At 54.6% G+C, this 13,977-nt stretch carries 10 protein-coding genes and 2 pseudogenes; 9 read left to right on the forward strand and 3 right to left on the reverse strand.

Annotated elements, in window-relative coordinates; genetic code table 11:
* The first annotated feature begins 231 nt into the window (after positions 1–231).
* From rhaB to rhaM, 9 genes are all read left to right on the forward strand, one after another.
* Positions 232–1,701, forward strand: coding sequence for a rhamnulokinase (gene rhaB / locus HVZ37_RS21425; protein ID WP_181627954.1), 1,470 nt, complete (start codon positions 232–234; stop codon positions 1,699–1,701).
* Positions 1,698–2,957, forward strand: a complete 1,260-nt coding sequence (gene rhaA / locus HVZ37_RS21430; protein ID WP_042998896.1) for an L-rhamnose isomerase — start codon at positions 1,698–1,700, stop codon at positions 2,955–2,957. The genes rhaB and rhaA overlap by 4 nt, the downstream gene beginning before the upstream one ends.
* Positions 2,958–3,067: 110 nt before the next feature.
* The gene (gene rhaD, locus HVZ37_RS21435; RefSeq protein ID WP_042998895.1) at positions 3,068–3,895 is read left to right on the forward strand and encodes a rhamnulose-1-phosphate aldolase; all 828 of its coding nucleotides are present in this window, start codon (positions 3,068–3,070) and stop codon (positions 3,893–3,895) included.
* Positions 3,896–3,994: 99 nt separating this feature from the next.
* On the forward strand, positions 3,995–4,981 hold the full coding sequence (rhaS, locus tag HVZ37_RS21440; protein WP_042998894.1) for a rhamnose ABC transporter substrate-binding protein: 987 nt from the start codon (positions 3,995–3,997) through the stop codon (positions 4,979–4,981).
* A 119-nt stretch (positions 4,982–5,100) separates the two neighbouring features.
* Positions 5,101–6,606, forward strand: coding sequence for a sugar ABC transporter ATP-binding protein (locus tag HVZ37_RS21445; protein ID WP_044265190.1), 1,506 nt, complete (start codon positions 5,101–5,103; stop codon positions 6,604–6,606).
* Complete coding sequence (locus HVZ37_RS21450) at positions 6,606–7,610, forward strand: ABC transporter permease (RefSeq protein ID WP_042998892.1); 1,005 nt, start codon at positions 6,606–6,608, stop codon at positions 7,608–7,610. Before HVZ37_RS21445 ends, HVZ37_RS21450 begins: the two co-directional genes overlap by 1 nt.
* Positions 7,607–8,611, forward strand: a complete 1,005-nt coding sequence (locus tag HVZ37_RS21455) for an ABC transporter permease (protein ID WP_042998891.1) — start codon at positions 7,607–7,609, stop codon at positions 8,609–8,611. The genes HVZ37_RS21450 and HVZ37_RS21455 overlap by 4 nt, the downstream gene beginning before the upstream one ends.
* Before the next feature lie 60 nt (positions 8,612–8,671).
* The gene (gene fucO / locus HVZ37_RS21460; protein WP_042998890.1) at positions 8,672–9,820 is read left to right on the forward strand and encodes a lactaldehyde reductase; all 1,149 of its coding nucleotides are present in this window, start codon (positions 8,672–8,674) and stop codon (positions 9,818–9,820) included.
* A complete protein-coding gene (rhaM, locus tag HVZ37_RS21465; RefSeq protein ID WP_042998889.1) occupies positions 9,817–10,131 on the forward strand; it encodes an L-rhamnose mutarotase in 315 nt (104 codons plus the stop codon). The genes fucO and rhaM overlap by 4 nt, the downstream gene beginning before the upstream one ends.
* Positions 10,132–10,185: 54 nt before the next feature.
* Here rhaM and HVZ37_RS21470 read toward each other — a convergent pair.
* The 3 genes and pseudogenes from HVZ37_RS21470 to HVZ37_RS21480 all read right to left on the reverse strand — a co-directional run.
* Positions 10,186–11,549, reverse strand: a protein-coding gene (locus HVZ37_RS21470) for an IS3 family transposase (protein WP_249033498.1) whose coding sequence is annotated in 2 segments (ribosomal slippage) — positions 10,186–11,045 and positions 11,045–11,549 — 1,365 coding nt in all. Because the reading frame shifts where the segments join, the coding sequence is not laid out codon by codon here.
* Positions 11,550–11,624: 75 nt separating this feature from the next.
* Positions 11,625–13,014 (reverse strand): annotated as a pseudogene (locus HVZ37_RS21475) (carbohydrate porin).
* Between the two features lie 339 nt (positions 13,015–13,353).
* Positions 13,354–13,899, reverse strand: a pseudogene (locus tag HVZ37_RS21480) (XRE family transcriptional regulator); the annotation flags it as partial.
* Positions 13,900–13,977 lie beyond the last annotated feature (78 nt).

Here is a 13,977-nt window from a genome sequence, read left to right on the forward strand (position 1 = left end):
TGACATAAAACCGTGCAAACAAGGTCAATTTTTCAAGAAAAGACGGGAAAGATCCGGAAATGCGGACGGCGTCACATCAGGGGAAATCGCGCCTATTACCGGAAACTGTGAACGTTATCACGTTCACCTTTGCTTTCTTGCCAGCGGCCAATTTTGCCTGTCAGTAACAAGAAGGTGAGCCATAACGAGGTTTTCTAGACTGGGCTTAATGAAACTCAGAAGGACCTCACTATGACTTTTCGCCATTGTGTCGCTGTCGATCTTGGCGCCTCCAGCGGACGCGTAATGCTGGCGCGCTATGACAGTGAACATCGCACCCTGACGCTGCGTGAAATCCATCGCTTCGCGAACTGCCTGCAAAAGCAGGACGGTTTCGACACCTGGGATCTCGACAGTCTCGAAGACGCCATTCGCCTGGGGCTGGAAAAAGTCTGCGATGAAGGCATCCGCATTGACAGTATCGGCATTGATACCTGGGGCGTGGACTATGTCCTGATCGATAAACAAGGCCAACGCGTCGGGCTACCGGTTTCTTATCGTGACAGCCGCACCACAGGCGTAATGCAACGCGCACAGGAACAGCTCGGTAAAACCACTATTTATCAACGCAGCGGGATCCAGTTTCTGCCGTTCAACACGCTCTACCAGCTGCGTGCACTGGTTGAACAGCAGCCGGAGTGGGTTTCGCAGGTCGCACATGCCTTGCTGATCCCCGACTACTTCAGCTTCCGTCTGACCGGGGAGTTGAACTGGGAATACACCAACGCTACCACCACGCAACTGGTAAACATCAACAGCGATGACTGGGATGAGACGCTGCTGGCATGGACGGGGGCAGACAACGGCTGGTTTGGTCACCCGACGCATCCGGGCAACGTGATTGGTTACTGGATTTGCCCGCAGAAGAATCAGATCCCCGTGGTGGCCGTCGCCAGTCACGACACCGCCAGCGCGGTGATCGCCTCGCCGCTGGCTGATAAACACAGTGCGTATCTCTCCTCCGGCACCTGGTCGTTAATGGGCTTTGAAAGCCGAACGCCTTACACCAACGACGCCGCGCTGGCGGCGAACATCACCAATGAAGGCGGCGCGGAAGGGCGTTATCGGGTACTGAAAAATATCATGGGTCTGTGGCTGCTGCAGCGCGTGCTGAAAGAGCGCCAGGTGGACGACCTGTCCGCACTGATTGCCGCCACGCACGCATTGCCCGCCTGCCGTTTTCTGATCAACCCGAATGACGATCGCTTTATCAACCCCGCCAACATGAGCGCTGAAATTCAGGCCGCCTGTCGCGAGTCCGGACTGCCGGTGCCTGATAGCGATGCAGAACTGGCGCGCTGTATTTTCGACAGTCTGGCGCTGCTGTACGCCGATGTGTTGCAAGAACTGGCGACGCTGCGCGGCGAGACCTTCAGCCAGTTGCACATTGTCGGCGGTGGCTGCCAGAACGCCCTGCTGAACCAACTGTGCGCCGATGCCTGCGGTATTCGCGTCATGGCTGGGCCTGTTGAAGCCTCTACGCTCGGCAACATCGGTATCCAGTTGATGACGCTGGATGAACTCAACAACGTCGATGACTTCCGCCAGGTGGTCACCGCTAATTACAACCTGACGACGTTTACCCCCAATCCTGACAGTGAGATTGCCCGCTATGTGACGCAATTTCATTCAAAACGACAGACAAAGGAGCTTTGCGCATGACCACTCAACTGGAACAAGCCTGGGAACTGGCGAAACAACGCTTCGCCGCAGTAGGTATTGATGTCGAGGAGGCGCTGCGCCAGCTCGATCGTCTGCCGGTCTCAATGCACTGCTGGCAGGGCGATGATGTAGCCGGTTTCGAAAACCCGGAAGGATCGCTCACCGGCGGTATTCAGGCCACCGGTAACTACCCGGGTAAAGCGCGTAATGCCCATGAGCTACGCGCCGATCTGGAGCAGGCGCTTAGCCTGATCCCTGGGCCTAAACGCCTGAACCTGCATGCCATCTATCTGGAATCCGATACCCCGGTCGCCCGTGACAAAATCAAACCGGAACACTTTAAAAACTGGGTAGAGTGGGCAAAAGCGCATCAACTTGGTCTGGATTTCAACCCGTCCTGCTTCTCGCATCCGCTGAGCGCTGACGGCTTCACGCTGGCGCATGCCGACGACACAATCCGCCAGTTCTGGATCGACCACTGCAAGGCCAGCCGCCGCGTATCCGCCTACTTTGGCGAGCAACTGGGCACGCCGTCGGTGATGAATATCTGGATCCCGGACGGCATGAAAGATGTCACCGTGGACCGCCTGGCCCCGCGTCAGCGTCTGATGGACGCGCTGGACGAAGTCATCAGTGAAAAACTGAACCCGGCGCACCATATCGACGCCGTTGAAAGCAAACTCTTTGGCATCGGCGCAGAAAGCTATACCGTCGGCTCCAACGAGTTCTACATGGGATATGCCACCAGCCGCCAGACCGCGCTGTGTCTTGATGCGGGCCACTTCCATCCGACAGAAGTGATCTCCGACAAAATCTCCGCCGCCATGCTGTATGTGCCGCGTCTGCTGCTGCACGTGAGCCGCCCGGTGCGTTGGGACAGCGACCACGTGGTACTGCTGGATGATGAAACCCAGGCGATTGCCAGCGAGATCGTACGCCACAACCTGTTCGACCGCGTCCACATCGGTCTCGACTTCTTCGACGCCTCCATCAACCGCATCGCGGCATGGGTCATCGGTACCCGCAATATGAAAAAAGCGCTGCTGCGCGCCCTGCTGGAACCCACCGAACATCTGCGCCAACTGGAAGCCAGTGGCGATTACACCGCACGCCTGGCATTGCTGGAAGAGCAAAAATCGCTGCCGTGGCAGGCGGTATGGGAAATGTATTGCCAGCGTCATGACACGCCCGCTGGCAGCCAGTGGCTCGAGAGCGTTCGCGCCTATGAGAAAGAGATTTTGAGCAAACGCGGTTAACACATTATTGCCGGATGGCGCTGCGCTTATCCGGCCTACTGACACATTCAACATCGCAGGCCCGATAGGCGCATTGCCATCGGGCATTGACTAAAACAGGTAGACCTTTTATGCAAAATATTCTCGACGCCTGGTTTGTCCAGGGGATGATTAAAGCCACCTCCGACGCCTGGCTGAAAGGCTGGGACGAGCGCAATGGCGGCAACCTGACGCTGCGTCTCGATGACGCGGATATTGCCCCTTTCAGCGCCGATTTCCATCCTGCACCACGCTACATTGCCCTGAGCCAGCCAATGCCGCTGTTGGCGAACACGCCGTTTATCGTGACCGGCTCTGGTAAATTCTTCCGCAACGTACAACTCGATCCCGCCGCCAATTTGGGCATCGTGAAAGTGGACAGCGACGGAGCGGGCTACCACATTCTATGGGGGCTGACGAACGAGGCGGTGCCCACCTCTGAGTTGCCGGCACACTTCCTGTCGCACTGCGAACGTATCCAGACCACGCAAGGTAAAGATCGCGTGATCATGCACTGCCACGCCACCAACCTGATCGCCCTGACCTACGTGCTGGAAAACAGCACCGCGCTTTTTACCCGCAAACTGTGGGAAGGCAGTACCGAGTGTCTGGTGGTCTTCCCGGATGGCGTGGGCATTCTGCCATGGATGGTGCCGGGCACCGATGAAATCGGCCAGGCCACCGCGCAGGAAATGCAGAAACATTCGCTGGTGTTGTGGCCGTTCCACGGCGTATTCGGCAGCGGCCCGACGCTGGATGAAACGTTTGGACTGATCGATACCGCCGAGAAGTCCGCCGAAGTGTTAGTCAAAGTGCTGTCGATGGGCGGTATGAAGCAAACCATCAGCCGCGAAGAACTGATCGCGCTGGGTAAACGCTTTGGCGTCACCCCGCTCGCCAGTGCATTAGAACTGTATTGATAACAACATCGCGCCCCGCTCACTGAGACGGGGCGAACTCTGTCACCTGCAAATCCAAACCATTCCCCATGGGAATCAACATGATGTGGAGTAAAAGCAATGAATATAAAGACAAGCTTGATCCTCACCGTTGCCGCTCTGGCGTTGTCCGGTTCCGCTTTAGCTGAAGTAAAAATCGCCCTGGTGGCGAAATCGTTAGGTAATGGATTTTTCGAAGCGGCAAACGTCGGCGCTCAGGAAGCCGCCAAAGAGATCGGTGATGTCAAAGTGATCTACACCGGTCCCACCACGACTACCGCTGAAGCGCAGATCGAAGTATTGAATGGGCTGATCGCCCAGGGCGTTGATGCGATCGCCATCTCTGCCAACGATCCCGATGCCGTTGTACCCGTCCTGAAGAAAGCGATGCAGCGTGGTATCAAAGTCGTGTCATGGGATTCCGGCGTCGCGCCTGCAGGGCGGCAGATCCACCTTAACCCGTCAAATAATGCCCTGATCGGCGAAACCAACGTCAAACTCGCCGCCGATGCGCTGAAGGCGTTGAACGTGGAGAAAGGCGATGTGGCGATCCTGAGCGCCACGCCAACGTCGACCAACCAGAATATCTGGATTGCGGAGATGAAAAAGGTGCTTCCGCAGTATCCGTCTATCAACCTGGTGACCGTGGCTTATGGCGACGATCTCTCAGACAAGAGCTACCGCGAAGCAGTAGGGCTGCTCAAATCTTACCCGGATCTGAAAGTGATCGTCTCCCCGTCTTCCGTCGGCATTGTCGCCGCGGCGCAGGCAGTGAAGGATCAGGGCAAAATTGGCAAAGTGTATGTGACGGGTCTCGGCTTGCCATCCGAAATGGCAGGCGCGGTGAAGTCAGGCGCGTCGAAAAGTTTTGCGATCTGGAATCCTATCGATCTGGGCTATGCGGCGACGTATCTGGCGGACGATCTGGTTAAAGGCACCGCCAGCAAAACCGAAGCCAATATGGGGAAACTGGGTAAAGTGCAACTGGATGCCGACGGCAATGGGGCGATGGCTAAGCCATTCGTCTACGATGCCAGCAACATTGATAAGTTCTCAAAAATCTTCTGATCCCTGGGTCACGCCGCCGGGTGACGTTGTGCTTATCCGGCCTGCGGGTACCGATACGTTTTGTAGGCCGGATAAGCGTTAGCGCCATCCGGCAACACTACATGAAGAGGAGAACTGACATGTCCACCCCTTTATTGCAACTTCATGGGATCACCAAGATATTCCCCGGCGTGCGCGCCCTTGAGAACGTGCAGCTCGATCTCTGGCCAGGCAAAGTGACCGCGCTGGTGGGCGAAAACGGTGCGGGGAAATCCACGCTGGTCAAAGTCATGACCGGCATCTATCAGCCTGATGAGGGGGAAATCCTCTACAAGGCTATTCCTGTTCAGCTCCCGACGCCGGAAGCGGCGCATAAAGTCGGCATTACCGCGATTCATCAGGAAACGGTGCTGTTCGATGAGCTGTCGGTGACTGAGAATATTTTTGTCGGCCAATACCTGTATAAAGGCTTTTTCAAAAAGCTCGACTGGCCAGAAATGCACCGTCGGGCGCAGGCGATCCTCACCCGCCTTGAGGTGCAGATCGATCCGCGCGCCACGCTGAAAACCCTGAGCATCGCCCAGCGCCATATGGTGGCCATTGCCCGTGCGCTTTCCTTTGAGGCCCAGGTAGTGATTCTCGATGAACCGACCGCCGCACTGTCGCAACACGAAATTCTGGAGTTCTATCAAATCGTTGAGCGCCTGAAGCAGGAAGGCAAAGCGATTCTGTTTATCTCCCACAAGTTCGATGAAATCTTTGAGCTGGCGGATCACTACACCATTCTACGCGACGGCGTATTCGTCAGTTCCGGCGACATTCATGAGATTAGCGAAGAGCGGATGGTCGCCATGATGGTAGGACGCGCGATTACCCAGACTTTCCCGAAAGTGGCCTGCGAGAAAGGCGAGACGGTACTGGAGGTGAAAGATCTCTGCCATCCCACTGAATTTGCCCACATTGATTTCACTCTGAGAAAAGGGGAGATCCTCGGTTTCTACGGGCTGGTGGGGGCAGGACGGACCGAGTTGATGCAGGCACTGTCCGGCGTATCCCGGCCTTCTCACGGTGAAATCCGTCTCAACGGACGGGCCATTCATTTTCATCAGCCTGCCGATGCGATTCGCGCTGGTATTGTCTGCGTGCCGGAAGAACGACAAAAACAGGGGGCAATCATTGAAATGAGTATCGCCGAGAACATCAGCCTGCCGCAGTTGAGTAAGCTGAATCCGCGTGGCGTGCTCAATGCGGCGCGAGAGTGGCAACTGGCGGACAGCTATGCTAAACGCCTGCAGGTCAAAGCGTTTAGCTGGCGTCAGGCGGTCGAAACGCTTTCCGGCGGCAATCAGCAAAAGGTGGTGATCGGTAAATGGCTCGCCACCCATCCTGAAGTGATTATTCTCGACGAACCGACCAAAGGCATCGATATCGGCTCAAAAGCGGCGGTGCACCAGTTTATGTCCGAGCTGGTGGCGCAAGGGCTGGCGGTGATTATGGTCTCCTCTGAACTCCCGGAAGTGATGGGCATGGCAGACAGAATTATCGTCATGCACGAAGGGTTGATGGTCGCGCAATACCGCGCCGGTGAAGCCACAGCGGAGGCCATTGTCAGCGCCGCCAGCGGCATCAATAAGGAGGCAGCATAATGATTCAGCGCCTGCTCAAACACCGCGAAGCCCTGCTGGCAGCGGTTATTCTCCTGATGATCGCCGCCATCGGCAGTCGCGTCCCGTCGTTTGTCTCTCCTGGCAACCTGGCTGAAATCTTCAATGACACCTCGATTCTGATCATCCTCGCGCTCGGGCAAATGATGGTACTACTGACCAAAGGTATCGATCTGTCGATGGCCGCCAATCTGGCGCTCACCGGGATGATCGTCGCCCTGCTCAACTTCCAGCATCCTGAGATCCCCGTCTGGGCGTTGATATTACTGGCAACCGCCTGCGGTCTGGTGATGGGAATGATCAACGGTCTGCTGGTCTGGAAATTAGGTATCCCGGCGATAGTGGTCACGCTCGGTACCATGAGCATTTATCGCGGCATTATCTTTTTGCTGTCGAACGGCGGCTGGATTAACTCGCATCAGATGAGCGACAGCTTCCTCGCCCTTCCTCGTTTTGCTCTGCTTGGCCTGCCGGTACTGAGCTGGTGCGCCATCGCCGCCGTTATCGTAGTCAGCTACTTCCTGCGCTACAGCCGCACAGGACGAGCGCTGTACACCGCAGGCGGGAATGCCACTGCGGCGTATTACACCGGGATCAACGCCGGGAAAATGCAGTTCATCAGCTTCTGCCTGTCGGGTGCCCTCGCCGGTTTCTGCGGCTACCTGTGGATTTCCCGATTCGCTGTTGCCTATGTCGATGTAGCTAACGGTTTTGAGTTACAGGTTGTGGCAGCCTGTGTGATTGGGGGTATCAGTACGATGGGAGGAATCGGTCGCGTTCTCGGTTGCCTGTGTGGCGCATTGTTCCTTGGCGTGATCAATAACGCATTGCCCGTCATTGGCATCTCACCCTTCTGGCAGATGGCTATTTCCGGCGCGGTGATCGTGATTGCCGTTCTGCTCAACGAACGCAGCAATAAACACAAAGGCCGGTTAATTCTGCGCAACGCAGCGCTGGCACGGCAAAAACAGGCGGTGAACTCATGAATAAAGTGATGACGTCTGAAGCGATCGAACGCGCCCCCGATACGCGCGCGGTCTGGCAACGCCTGTTGTGCTGGGAGGGTTTTCTGTTCGCCGTCACCCTGGCGGTATTTATCGTCAACGCGCTGGCCTCGCCGTACTTCCTTAATATCTGGAATCTCTCCGACGCAACGTTCAACTTCACCGAAAAAGCGATCATCGTGCTGCCCATGGCGATGCTGATTATCGCCCGGGAAATTGATCTCTCGGTGGCGTCAACTCTGGCGCTGAGTTCGACGGCCATGGGGTTCTGCGCGGCAGCGGGAATGGATACGCCCCTGCTGGTCTGCGTCGGGCTGGGAACCGGACTCTTGTGCGGGCTGCTGAACGGCATCCTGGTGACGCGGTTTAATCTCTCATCCATCGTGATCACCATCGGCACCATGAGTTTGTATCGAGGCATAACCTACATTTTACTCGGCGATCAGGCGCTGAATGCTTACCCGGAAAGCTTTACGTGGTTTGGTCAGGGCTACGTCTGGGGCGCGCTGTCGTTCGAGTTTGCTCTGTTTATCGTACTGGCGATCGTGTTCACCTTCCTGCTGCACAAAACGAACTTTGGTCGCCGCACCTACGCCATCGGTAATAACCCGGTGGGCGCGTGGTACTCCGGCATTAACGTGAAACGTCACAACCTGATTTTATTCGCTCTGGTCGGACTCATGGCGGGACTGGCCGCCGTGTTGCTCACCTCCAGACTCGGCAGTACGCGTCCCACCATCGCGATGGGCTGGGAGCTGGCCGTGGTAACAATGGCGGTGCTGGGTGGCGTCAATATTCTCGGCGGCTCCGGCAGCATGACTGGCGTCATCATCGCAGCGTTCCTGATGGGGCTGGTGACCTTCGGCCTGAGCCTGCTCAACGTGCCGGGCATCGTGATGTCGATCATTATCGGCGCGATGCTGATCGTGGTGATCTCGCTGCCGATTCTTACCCGCCGAATGATGCAACGACGACGAATCTGAATCCCTCCGGCGACATGGAGTTTTGCCGCCGGAAATATCATCACTTTAAGGAGAAACAACATGAGCTTTATGCTGGCACTTCCGAAAATCAGTCTGCACGGCGCGGGCGCGATTGGCGATATGGTGAACCTCGTAGCGAATAAGCAATGGGGAAAAGCGCTGATCGTCACCGACGGTCAACTGGTTAAGCTGGGCCTGCTCGACAGTCTGTTTGCGGCGCTGGATGAGCACAAAATGTCGTACCACCTGTTCGATGAGGTGTTCCCGAACCCGACCGAAGCGCTGGTGCAAAAAGGCTACGCGGCTTATCAGGACGCGAACTGTGATTACCTCATCGCCTTTGGCGGCGGCAGCCCGATCGATACCGCTAAAGCCGTGAAAATCCTCACCGCGAACCCGGGGCCTTCCACCGCTTACTCCGGCGTGGGGAAAGTGAAAAACCCAGGCGTACCGCTGGTTGCCATTAACACCACTGCCGGAACCGCTGCCGAGATGACCAGCAACGCCGTGATCATCGACTCCGGACGCCAGGTGAAAGAGGTTATCATCGATCCGAACATTATCCCGGATATCGCCGTGGACGATGCCAGCGTGATGCTGGAAATCCCGGCCTCCGTGACGGCAGCAACCGGTATGGACGCGCTGACCCACGCGGTGGAAGCATATGTTTCTGTTGGTGCACACCCGCTGACTGACGCCAATGCGCTGGAAGCGATTCGCCTGATCAACCTGTGGCTGCCAAAAGCGGTCGATGATGGCCACAACCTGGAAGCACGCGAGCAAATGGCGTTTGGTCAGTATCTGGCGGGGATGGCGTTCAACAGCGCCGGCCTGGGGCTGGTTCACGCCCTGGCGCACCAGCCGGGCGCCACGCATAACCTGCCGCACGGCGTTTGTAACGCCATCCTGCTGCCGATTATCGAAAACTTTAACCGCCCGAACGCAGTGGCGCGTTTTGCCCGCATCGCGCAGGCGATGGGTGTCGATACCCGTGGTATGAGCGATGAAGCAGCAAGTATGGAAGCGATCAACGCCATCCGCGCATTAAGCAAACGTGTCGGTATTCCGGCTGGTTTCAGCCAGCTTGGCGTCACTAAAGAGGATATCGAAGGCTGGCTGGACAAAGCGCTGGCGGATCCTTGTGCGCCGTGTAACCCGCGGACTGCCAGCCGTGACGAAGTACGCGAGCTGTATCTGGAGGCATTATGATCCGCAAAGCGTTCGTGATGCAGGTGAATGCCGACGCACATGAGGAGTACCAGCGTCGGCATAATCCCATCTGGCCGGAGCTGGAAGCTGTGCTGAAAGCGCACGGGGCGCATCATTACGCGATCTATCTCGATGCGCCGCGTAATTTGCTGTTTGCGACCGTAGAGATTGAGTCCGAAGAACGCTGGAACGCCGTTGCCAACACTGACGTTTGTCAGCGCTGGTGGAAGCATATGCGCGACGTCATGCCCGCAAATCCGGATAACAGCCCGGTGAGCGCAGAGCTGAAAAACGTGTTTTATCTGGAGTAATCGATGAGCCCGGTAGACCTCGTGGACTGACCCCATAAATCTGGACAGTTTATATTAAGCGGCCTTCAGAGCCTGGGCCCGGTACTCTACCGGACTCAGGCCTTTTAGTTTCAGGCTTATCCGCTCGTTGTTGTAGTAACGGATATAATCCTCTATCGCCTTCCTCAGTTCGCTGATATTGCTGAACTGACTCAGGTAAAAACACTCCGATTTCAGCGTCCCGAAGAAGTTTTCCATCACGGCATTATCCAGACAGTTTCCTTTTCGGGACATACTTTGCGTCATGCCCTGCGCCTTTAACTTTGCCTGATAGCCTGCCATCCGATATTGCCAGCCCTGATCTGTGTGCAGCAAGGGGGCGTCGTCTGGTCCGAGCTTTAAGAACGCATCCCGCAGCATGGTATTAACCATCTCCATCACCGGCCTTTCCGACAGGCTGTAGGAGATTATTTCCCGGTTAAAAAGATCGAGTACCGGCGACAGGTACAGCTTTTTACCCTGCAGCGAGAACTCTGTAACATCCGTAACCCATTTTTCATTGGCTTTTGATGCACTGAAGTTCCTGCTCAGGATATTGGGGGCTGCCTTGCCTGTTTCCCCCTTCCATGAGCGGTATTTCTTCGCCCTTATCAGAGACCGGAGCGACAGCTCTGTCATCAGCCGCTGCACGGTTTTATGGTTCACCAGCAGACCCTGCTTTCTCAGCGAAAGCGTGATCCTGCGGTAGCCATAACGGCCTTTGTGCCAGGCGTATATCTCACGGATTTTATCTTTCAGCCCGGCATGCCTGTCCACCTGCTTCAGGGCATTCATATTGTAATACCATGTACTGCGGGACATGCCTGCCGCGCGCAGGAGGTCTCGCAGAGCGTGCTTATGCCTCAGTTCACTGATTATCAGGGCTTGCTGCCGTTTTTTTCGCTCTGAACCAAGGCCTTCAACTTTTTTAGATAGGCATTCTCTGCCCGCAGGTAACGGAGTTCAGCCCGGAGTTCTTCGGGGGAGAGTTTTTCCAGTTCTTTATCTGTAGGGGATGGGGGGATTTTTTGTTTTGTCATTTTTCCAGGCCGTCCGCGTTGAATGTTTAGCAGTCCTTCCGCTCCGGCATCGTTGTACACGCAGACCCAGTGTCGGACAAGCGTTTCTGCAGAGAGATTAAACCGGGCAGCTGCTTCACGCATCGTCAGGTGGTCACGGATAACCGCCCGGACGACGACGAGTTTAAATTCAGCTGAATGATGTTTATTTTTCCCTGACAGCCCTTCCATACCGTGGAGTTGCCACGCCCTGACCCAGCGACGGACGGAAGTTCTTTCAACACCAAAACGGTCGGCTGTACGCTCTTCTCCGTCTTTTCCGGACAAATAATGATTAACCACAGCCAGTTTTGTTTCAGGGGAATATTTTGGCTTTGCCATAAAAAACTGCACCTTACTCAGTTGAGTGTCCAACTTTTGGGGGGCAGTCCATCGGCGCTACCGGGCCTTTTTCGTTTAGAAATAATATTTAAAGCGAACGCGACCACCATAACGATTATCAGAATCGTCGCCGTTCACGTTATCGCCTTCGCTATCCAGAATTGAGTAATATGCGCCAAGGTAAATATTGAAGTTTTGCATATTCATCACATTAGCAAACTGATACGACGCGTGAATGGTATGAATGTCATAGGTGCCTTTATTATTAATCCAGCAGCCGTCATCACACACACCCCTTCAAAGTCATCAATTTTGTTATGCGCGTAGATATAACCTAATTCAAAACGTTTCAAAGCGCGTTCAGCCCGGCGGTAAAATCGTTTTCATTATTGGCATCAAGATAAGCGGTATTCAGGTTAACCACCATGCCATTCTCCGGATCGCTCTTTAAACCATTCCATGTCATCGTCATACCGTAACCGGTACGGTCCGACTGATCGACAAATTTACCGTTTGAGTTGGTGTAGCCATAGGCGTTATTGACGACGTTCGACTCCATCGCGGCAGCTACCGAGAACGCATCCTGCGACCATGAAATAACCGGACGCAAATAGGCAACGTTTTTCTGTTGATCCATTCTCCGACCGTGGAATTCGTCATCGTTATAGAGTGAAGTGCCTTCTTCCAGCAGAGTGTTTAACTCGAAGTACCAGTTATCCACCTGCTTGCTGACGAGGAAGTTACCGCCAGCATCAGAACGACCGCGGCCTTCTTTCATCATATAGATGTAACCGCTGCCGTCGTCATACAGATTGTTGGCGGTATTCCCCGAATGTTCAACAAAGGTATCCTGATTCAGTGGGAACATATCGTAGGCTTCGAAGCGCCCCACCTTCACTTTCCAGTCATTCTCTTTACCAAAGAAGAAGACGGCATCATCGATATTCACCGTACCGGTCATATCCCCCAGCGGTTGGGCGGAGAATCCGGCATAATAACCCTCACCCAGCTTACGTGTACCATCAAAGCCCAGTAAAATCCGGCCATTAATATTCCACTGTTCGTTAGTCGGGTCATGGTCAACACTGGCATTGGTCATTGCCAGCAAGCCATGATTACTTTCCGCATCCATGTTGAATTCAACATCACCATAGATTTTCAGATCGCCATAACCGGAAAGCAGCAGATTCGGTGTCGCGGCATTCTTTTTCGTCTCATCAGGAGGGGTTTGGCCGTTAACTGGCGTGTTGCCCTGTGCCGCCTTAATTTCACGGATTTCGGTTGCCTGTTGGGTCTGTAATTGCTGAACCTGATTTTCCGCCTTTGCCGCCCGATATTCTGCGGCCTCCAGTCGCGCTTCCAATTGTTCGAGCCGTTGTTCCAGCGTCATTTTTTGCGTTTTAGCAAAACCATTATTAGCGATTAATAACAGACCTATTGCTAAAGCCAGCGTCGATTTCCTCATTTATTTGCGCTCCTTGAAAATAAATAATGGACAGCGTATTTCTTTGAGAAATACGCAAAATGAATAACAAAATAGTATGTGTTATTTTTATATTTAATAACGGCTACAATTGACGATAATAATCAACTGTTACCGCGCCGCAGGCCAGCAATTACTAACATGCAGCTTTCTTTGTGTAAACGCAGAAAGCTTTCAGTTCGTGAGGAATATAACAAAAGGGCTAAAATAAACGAAATATCATAAAAACAATTAAATATGCATTAAGAGAAAAAATAATTAGAAGTAATCATTCGGGGGAGCCTTTTGCATACCATAACGGTGAAATTCCAGGTTCGCTAAACTCTGCTCGGCCACCAGAATCGCCTGGGTATCCGCTTCCAGCGCCTGGAAGATATGCTCCTGATCGGCGGGATAACAAATATAGTCGCCCTCACCTAACACTTCTGGCGCTTCTGTCAGCCCGACCAGCGCTTTTCCCTTCGTGACAATAATATGCTCGATCGAGCCCGGTGGATGCGGCTGAGAAATGCGGTCGGCTCCTGGCTGGGTCAACAACAGATAGATATCACGCCGTGCGCCAGGCGGGCAGGCAGCCAGTAAAATCGCCTGATAGTGCGCCTGTTCAGCCACTACTTTCGTACCCTCACCGCACCGGATCACCTGCGTTTTTTGCACCTGCGGCTCCAGCAGTCGCGCAAAGGGAATATCCAGCGCCACACAAAGCGACCAGAGAGTTTCCAGGCTAGGATTACCGTTCCCCGCCTCCAGTTGGGAAAGCGTCGACTTGGCGATCCCCGCCCGTCGGGCGATTTCTGCCAGCGACAGACCCGTCCGCTGACGCTCGCGAACCAGACTTTTGGCGATCACGCTGATGGGTTGTGTCATACCCGACTCCATGTTTTTTATATCGAACGAATCGTTCATCTTGTCAAACACTGATGTTGCGTTCATTATAATGGAAAT

Source organism: Citrobacter sp. RHB35-C17 (genome assembly GCF_013816795.1).
GTDB classification, from domain to species: Bacteria; Pseudomonadota; Gammaproteobacteria; order Enterobacterales; family Enterobacteriaceae; genus Citrobacter_A; species Citrobacter_A amalonaticus.

Excerpts from the sequence above, each read along its gene's own strand:
- rhaM (WP_042998889.1), top strand. The coding sequence starts at position 9,817 with ATGATCCGCAAAGCGTTCGTGATGCAGGTGAATGCCGACGCACATGAG.
- rhaD (WP_042998895.1), top strand. The coding sequence starts at position 3,068 with ATGCAAAATATTCTCGACGCCTGGTTTGTCCAGGGGATGATTAAAGCC.
- fucO (WP_042998890.1), top strand. The coding sequence starts at position 8,672 with ATGAGCTTTATGCTGGCACTTCCGAAAATCAGTCTGCACGGCGCGGGC.
- HVZ37_RS21445 (WP_044265190.1), top strand. The coding sequence starts at position 5,101 with ATGTCCACCCCTTTATTGCAACTTCATGGGATCACCAAGATATTCCCC.
- HVZ37_RS21455 (WP_042998891.1), top strand. The coding sequence starts at position 7,607 with ATGAATAAAGTGATGACGTCTGAAGCGATCGAACGCGCCCCCGATACG.
- rhaS (WP_042998894.1), top strand. The coding sequence starts at position 3,995 with ATGAATATAAAGACAAGCTTGATCCTCACCGTTGCCGCTCTGGCGTTG.
- rhaA (WP_042998896.1), top strand. The coding sequence starts at position 1,698 with ATGACCACTCAACTGGAACAAGCCTGGGAACTGGCGAAACAACGCTTC.
- rhaB (WP_181627954.1), top strand. The coding sequence starts at position 232 with ATGACTTTTCGCCATTGTGTCGCTGTCGATCTTGGCGCCTCCAGCGGA.
- HVZ37_RS21450 (WP_042998892.1), top strand. The coding sequence starts at position 6,606 with ATGATTCAGCGCCTGCTCAAACACCGCGAAGCCCTGCTGGCAGCGGTT.